We start from the raw sequence: 6,747 nt of genomic DNA on the forward strand, positions 1-6,747 counted from the left end.
GTGGGTGTAATGTTTTAACCGCGAATTGGGCGAATTGGGCGAATTGTTTTTAGTGGGGAATGCGAGTGTGTCGGTTAATGGAGGGGGATGTGTGTGTCTGATTTTAACCGCGAATTGTGCGAATTGTTTTAGTGGGGATGGTGGTTGTGTTGGCAGGGTTTTAATCATGTGTCATGATGTTTAATTCATTTATGTAAAGGTGAATCAATGTCGTTTAGTTAGTGACAATCGAATAAAAGACAAGAAGAATTTTAGACATCAGACAGATAGATTAGACTGTGAATACGAAGAAAACAGATCAAAATATCTTTCCTTATCTCATCATCTGTCTCATAGTCTTGCGTCTTCTTCTCTTAACTTAACGACATTGGAAGGTGAATATTTATTTTGGGGGGTGTGCTGTGCTTAATTTATCGGATCTGAAATGATGTTTAATTTTTTGAACTCTTTTTATGATAGTGTTTGATAATTGATTAAAATGTTATATTTGAATACTGATTTGATGACCGTGTGTGGGTCGGGATTGCATGAGTTTTGTTGCAGAATACATCTTCGTGAAACAATGGATTTACCTAATGGCAGATTTTATGAATTATGCAGGGTTTTTCTCCTGTGCAAACTTCACCACGGTTTTACCGTTGAATTGTCCGAAATTTGCTTAGGTTCGAGCGTAACGAAGTAAACAAGTGACATTGACCTGTGTATACATATCCAAATTGGGGATGTATACACAATTGATTTTGAATTTTCATATAACGGGTTTATCATCAATAGGTATATAAGAATGTTGCCAGTAATTGTAAAAAAACAACCTAAAGATGATATTTACTATAAAAAAGGAATATAAATTAAAAGGAGAAAGAAATATTTCTGCTAGAAAACCTTTGATTTACAATAATAGCTTGTATGTGATTTTGTGTTATGATAAAAAAGGATTTACAGAAAGTAGATTACAATGTCTGGACTTAGAAACTTTTGAGTTAAAATGGGAATATACTCATAATCATGTATTGAATAATCTTGAGATTTCTTTAAATGATAAATTACTTTGTGGATGCATGGATGGGGAAGTTAAATGCTTTAATCCCAGCGATGGAGAGATTGTTTGGACTTTCAAAACCGAAGAAAGTAATATAGGAGCTATTTCAAATATTTATAATGACAAGATAATATTTAGTGGAGTACAAGCAAGAGGTAAATCTACCTGGTGCCTTGATGTAAATACGGGTAAATTATTATGGCAGATTGAGAATAAAGGACATGCTTACATTCCATTAATTGCCGAAAACAAAGGTTTCTTTTGTATTGGAAATAATATTTATTCAATCTCCCTAAGAGATGGTTCTTTAAATTGGGAGCAAAATGAGCCTGATACTTATATATTTAATCCAAAGAAAAATGGTGATAAAATAGTTGTTGGAGGCCATGGAAAAGTAAATATTTATGATTTTGATTCAGGGGAATTAATATTATCAATTGAGACTGGTATTCGTTCTTCTATAAGAGAGATTTGTTTTGATAGTGACAATAATTTGTATTTCGGAGACGAAGAGGGTAATTTCTATTGCTATCACTTCCAATTTATCAAAAAGTTATTAGGCAAAGGAAAATTTGTTGCTGAAAAAAAGTGGTCATATAAAGCAAAGGGAGGTATACAAGGTGCAGCTGCATTAATGAATGAATCAATATACTTTATTACAGATGGAGAAGAATTGATTTCATTAAATATTATTAATGGAGAGTTGAACTGGGACTTTAATACTAAAGGAAAAGCAGGTATTTCAGGCGTTTCAATTGTTAATGACGAGATATTTATTGCATGCGGGAATGGATATGTATACAGATTAAAGAAATAACAACTACTGGCAACATCGCATATACCTAATGGCGGTTTTGCTGCACTTTGCAAGGCTTTTCGCCCGCTCAAACTTCACCACGGTTTGATAGTAGGATCGCCCGCAATCCGCCACTAGGCATATGCGTCCCGTTAGCAACAAGCCTATGAAAGAGACAATACTAGATATAAAGCCATATTATAATGAAAGGTGGCCACGCAAAGGATTTCTTTTCGTGCCGACTTTTATGCTCTTTAGAGGAGATAAATTACATTTTGATTGGAAGCCTGTAATTGTATCAAGAACTTTAAAAATTGAGATTGAAAAAACTGATTACAAGGCAGATTATAGTGAAAATGTTGAGAATGTTATTAAAATTGAACTCGATAACACTTATACTTTTGTTGTTCAAGAAAGTGGATTGTATAATATACCTATTGAAAATCCGAAATATGAAGAAGGTGAAATGGGGCAATTATTAATTGTTAGAGAATTTAACGAAAACATAAATCAACAAAGAAGTCCATATCCTGAAAGATTTTATAATTATTCCATCGAAAATAGTAATGGAAACCCAATAAAAAAATGTTCTGATTGGGGATATTTGACAGACAGAGGTGCTTGTATTATTGAGAAATTTGAAGACAAAATTGAATCGTTCGATATTTTTTTTGATTCCTCCAAGAAAGATTATCACTTATTACTTAAAAGTAAAAACAGAATAGATAAAACCTTATTTTTTGTGGTAAAAAAAGGAGATGAAATAGTTATTGAACTCAATAAAAAAGAGGTAGAAGGCTTTATAATAAACGTTTGTTTTGAGAAAAAGGATAGGGTTGGATTTTGGGGACAGATTGATGAATTGTCAAAATTTATAAGTAATGAAGATTCAATATTTCAATTGACAGCAAGTATATATAGTTCAACTTATGGATTTGAAGGAATTGTTCCAATGGATTTTTGTGATATTAAGTTATATGGAAATAATACATCAAAACTTCTTGATTTTGACAAAGAATATGAATTGGTAAAAGTTAATAATACCGTTTTTAATCGAGAAGAATTTGAACCAATGAAAAGGCCAGTTGCTAACATTGTGTAGCATTAATGGCGGGTGAAGCACGTTCCGCAAGGTTCGTTTCCCGCATCAGCCATCTAATGGCTTGAAAGGAAATTCGCCCGCAATCCGCCACTAATGCTACACTCCCCGTTGCACCCCATGTTAAAAAGCAGAACAGAATTTCGTCAAAAAGAAGAACGCTTCTATTGCGGAAAGTTGAGACAGATAATGAGCGGATTGAATTATTCGAGAGAATCGAGAATGCCGATTTTGAGAAAGTGTCGAATTAATCGAGAAAACTGAATGCAGAATCGAATCGGGTAGGAGAGTGGAATTGCTACTGGAATGAAAATCTTTTACAGACTGGAAAATCGAGAATGACAAGATTGCGCATCGAGAGTCGATTGATTTTTGTGGAATGGATTTTCAATTGACCGTTGGACTGGTAAGCTGATTTGATTTGACTTTCAATTATCGAAAATTAGAATGACTCGAAAACTGCTTTAAACAAAAAAGAATACCTTTGGTTTGCATCCCGAGAATTGTACGTCTGACAGAAAACAGACTTATTGAAGAATGAATTATCGAGAGTTGATTCGCTTTTTGATTCTGGTTTTACCGTTCGACATTGACTGGATTTCTACTCGGAGGAAAAAAACACGGGGTGCAACATCGCATATGCCTAATGGCGGTTTTACTGCACTTTGCAAGGCTTTTCGCCCGCTCGAACTTATTCTCGGTTTGACAGTTGAATCGTCCGCAATCCGCCACTAGGCATATGCGCAACCGTTGTGTGTAATGCTAAAAAAAAATACAGGAGTAAAGCGAAAATCCTATTTTAAACAGAGTAGCAATAATTAAAATTCAAAAAAATGGCAGAACAAAAACAAGTACAATCAAAAACGACAATGATTTTGATTAGTTTCTTTTTAGGCGGACTGGGAATTCATCGTTTAATGATGGGTTATTCTAATTGGTGGTTAATGCTTATAACCGCAGGCGGATGCGGAATTTGGGCATTAGTCGATTTCATTAGAATAATTACTGGAAGTATGAAAATGGCAGATGGTAGGGATTTAGTCTAAAAAAATTAAGGAAGGGGTACAAGTACTGAGTAAACGTGCCCCTTTCTTTTAAAATTAACTTTATGAAGAAAGATAACGAGAAATTTTGCCAAGAATGTGGTGAAATTATTAACGTAAAAGCAGAGATATGTCCTAAATGTGGTGTCAGACAGCCATATACCTCTAAAAAGTCTGAAGAACAACAAAAAAATGAAAACAAATGGATAACGACTTTATTACTTTGTTGGTTTTTGGGAGTATTTGGTGTTCATAGGTTTTATACTGGACATACTGCAATTGGCGTTATTCAACTATTGACACTTGGTGGCTGTGGAATTTGGACATTAATTGACTTTATAATAATTATTGCAGGAAATTATAAAGACGCTAATGGTAACCCTATCAAGAATAATTAGGAATGTATTTTTTGAAAAAGTATATAATAGCGAATAAACTTTTAAGTATTGTTGCTTTTTACTTCATTGTATCTATTTTGCTAAAAATTATTTTTTCAATAGATATTTTAATCCCTTGTTTATGGAAAACAATTTTTCATATTGAATGTCCTGGCTGTGGTTTGACAAGAGCATTTATTGACATATTACATTGTAATTTTATAGATGCGTTTAATGATAATCCATTAATTTTTATTGTTCTTCCAGTAGGCATATTTTATCTGTATTTTGACTTTATGAAATTTAGAAGAAAACTAAAAAGCACATACACACAACACGGTATATAAAAAATTGGGCAGATAGTACTAAATATCAAGTGCATAGCTCGCATTTAACTTTGTGCGGTTTGACAGTGAATCGCTCCGAAATGCCCAACTTTTCATATACCCATCCGTTGGCAACAATTGTAAAAAATATAAACACTAAACATATGAATGAGGTTAAAATAAATAAGAGTTCTGAAATCTTTCAAATTATAACAGACTTTGGAGACCCATTAGAAATATTTCGTGAGGCATTTCAAAACGCAATAGATGAAGATGCAACCAAAGTATTTTGTCGAGTTTATCATACTAAAAAACTTAGTGGAGACGAACTTATTATTGACATTTGGAATAATGGACATGGTCTTCAAAAAACTAACATTTCAAATTTTTTTGACTTAGCCTACTCGACAAAAGTTGATGAAAATGGAATTCCAATAAAGGGGAAATTAGGATATAAAGGACATGGCGCAAAAATTTATTTTAACTCAAAGCAAGTAATAATTACATCAAAAACTAAGGCCGAATATTGGTCTGCAAAATTAGATAATCCAATTGAACAGCTAGAACAGAAAAGCACTTTGGAATATTCTGATTTTATAGAGCCGAGTTTGACAAATGTTTTATTGCCAGAAGACTGGAGTGAAGGTTTTTGGGTTAGAATTACAGGTCATTTACATTTTAAAACAGAACATACAAAATTTAAACTTAATCATAAGAATCTTAGGGATTATTCAAAGTGGTTTACCGTATTTGGGTCAATCGCAACATATTATAATAGTGAACTAAGAGATAAAAACATTAAACTATACCTACAAGGAATCGATTTTGAAACATTTAAAAGAGAAGCAGATGTGTGTCTAATTAATCCTAAAACAACATTTGAAACAGTATATGGAATTGAATATGAGATCATAAATTTAGGTCATTATTTTCCACCTGAACGATTTGAGGATAAAATAATGAAAAAACACATAAAAGAAATTGGCAGTAATAAACCATTCTGGGAGTATTATTCTCGAATGGCTCATAACGATTGGGTTTCATGCGACAATAACACAAGCTTTTATTTAATGATTAATGTTGAGGGATATGAGACCAAAAGAGAATATGATATCCTACTAACCCAAAGAGGGAAAGCAAGAACAGCAATTTCACATACAGATGTTCAACGTTACGGTATTTGGGCATGTAAAGGAGGTATTCCAGTAGAAAAAATTGATAATTGGATTGAAGGAGGTAAAGGACAATATTCATATCTCCAAGCATTTGTGGACTGTGATGATTTCAAATTAACGGCTAATAGAGGTTCAATTCATAATACTGAAATTGAGAAGCTGGATATTGTAAAAAAGAAATTGAATGAAATTTTCAGTAGCAAGAAAATTAGTGACTTACTCAATGAACGAAAGGATATTGAAGAGTTTGAAAATATTCTGATTTCAATTGAAGAAGACGGAAATAAACTTGAAAAAAGATTTAAGGAATCCAAAAGAAGAAAGTCTATTATTTTACCTAATGGTACAAGGTTAAAAGAGCCAAGTAAATTAAAAACTGGTTACTCAGAATCAGAAACGATGGTATTATTAATACAATTAACAACTCTTTACCCTCAATTATTTACATTCAAACTAGAAGATTACGATACAACTAAAGGAATTGACTTTGTTATTGAGGAAAATAAAAACCCGAAATATATAGAACTTAAAGGAACATTAGATAAAAGGATTAATCATCCATTTCGTTACATCTCAAAATTTATTACATATGACCTAAGTATTAATGAGAATGATATTATTGAGGATAATGAGACTTTTAAAGCAGTATTAAAAGTCAACAAAACTGATATTTTTCAATCCTTTGATGAGAATCTTAGAGGTAAAAAATATACAAGTTATAAACTTGATCCTGACGCTGCATCTATTCCAAGTATGGAAATCATACAGTTGAAATCTATTCTTACAGAAATACTAGAAGCGAAATTCGAATAAACAACTGGTGCCAATATATAGGGATTTAAGCGGCATGTAATGCCTAGCGCGAATCCCAGGTTGAACTATATCCCGGATG

General features: G+C 32.6%; 6 protein-coding genes. All 6 read left to right on the forward strand.

Annotated features, from left to right (window positions below):
• The first annotated feature begins 818 nt into the window (after positions 1–818).
• The 6 genes from LX69_RS16920 (at position 819) to LX69_RS16945 (ending at position 6,668) form a co-directional block, all read left to right on the forward strand.
• Positions 819–1,856, forward strand: a complete 1,038-nt coding sequence (locus LX69_RS16920; protein WP_111447213.1) for an outer membrane protein assembly factor BamB family protein — start codon at positions 819–821, stop codon at positions 1,854–1,856.
• Positions 1,857–2,001: 145 nt separating this feature from the next.
• A complete protein-coding gene (locus tag LX69_RS16925; RefSeq protein ID WP_111447214.1) occupies positions 2,002–2,937 on the forward strand; it encodes a hypothetical protein in 936 nt (311 codons plus the stop codon).
• Between the two features lie 830 nt (positions 2,938–3,767).
• Positions 3,768–3,980 carry a TM2 domain-containing protein gene (locus LX69_RS16930; RefSeq protein WP_111447215.1) on the forward strand — a complete coding sequence of 71 codons (213 nt, stop codon included), beginning with the start codon at positions 3,768–3,770 and terminating at the stop codon, positions 3,978–3,980.
• 62 nt (positions 3,981–4,042) lie between these two features.
• A complete protein-coding gene (locus tag LX69_RS16935) occupies positions 4,043–4,375 on the forward strand; it encodes a TM2 domain-containing protein (RefSeq protein ID WP_111447216.1) in 333 nt (110 codons plus the stop codon).
• 2 nt (positions 4,376–4,377) lie between these two features.
• Positions 4,378–4,701 (forward strand): DUF2752 domain-containing protein, encoded by a 324-nt coding sequence (locus tag LX69_RS18435; protein ID WP_111447217.1) that lies wholly within the window; start codon positions 4,378–4,380, stop codon positions 4,699–4,701.
• Between the two features lie 143 nt (positions 4,702–4,844).
• Complete coding sequence (locus tag LX69_RS16945) at positions 4,845–6,668, forward strand: ATP-binding protein (protein WP_170124451.1); 1,824 nt, start codon at positions 4,845–4,847, stop codon at positions 6,666–6,668.
• Positions 6,669–6,747: the final 79 nt, after the last annotated feature.

The sequence above is a fragment of the Breznakibacter xylanolyticus genome, assembly GCF_003254275.1.
GTDB lineage: Bacteria > Bacteroidota > Bacteroidia > Bacteroidales > Marinilabiliaceae > Breznakibacter > Breznakibacter xylanolyticus.

What these genes read in the sequence shown, in the direction of transcription:
- LX69_RS16920 (WP_111447213.1), top strand. Translation starts at nt 819, where the DNA reads ATGATATTTACTATAAAAAAGGAATATAAATTAAAAGGAGAAAGAAAT.
- LX69_RS16925 (WP_111447214.1), top strand. Translation starts at nt 2,002, where the DNA reads ATGAAAGAGACAATACTAGATATAAAGCCATATTATAATGAAAGGTGG.
- LX69_RS16930 (WP_111447215.1), top strand. Translation starts at nt 3,768, where the DNA reads ATGGCAGAACAAAAACAAGTACAATCAAAAACGACAATGATTTTGATT.
- LX69_RS16935 (WP_111447216.1), top strand. Translation starts at nt 4,043, where the DNA reads ATGAAGAAAGATAACGAGAAATTTTGCCAAGAATGTGGTGAAATTATT.
- LX69_RS18435 (WP_111447217.1), top strand. Translation starts at nt 4,378, where the DNA reads ATGTATTTTTTGAAAAAGTATATAATAGCGAATAAACTTTTAAGTATT.
- LX69_RS16945 (WP_170124451.1), top strand. Translation starts at nt 4,845, where the DNA reads ATGAATGAGGTTAAAATAAATAAGAGTTCTGAAATCTTTCAAATTATA.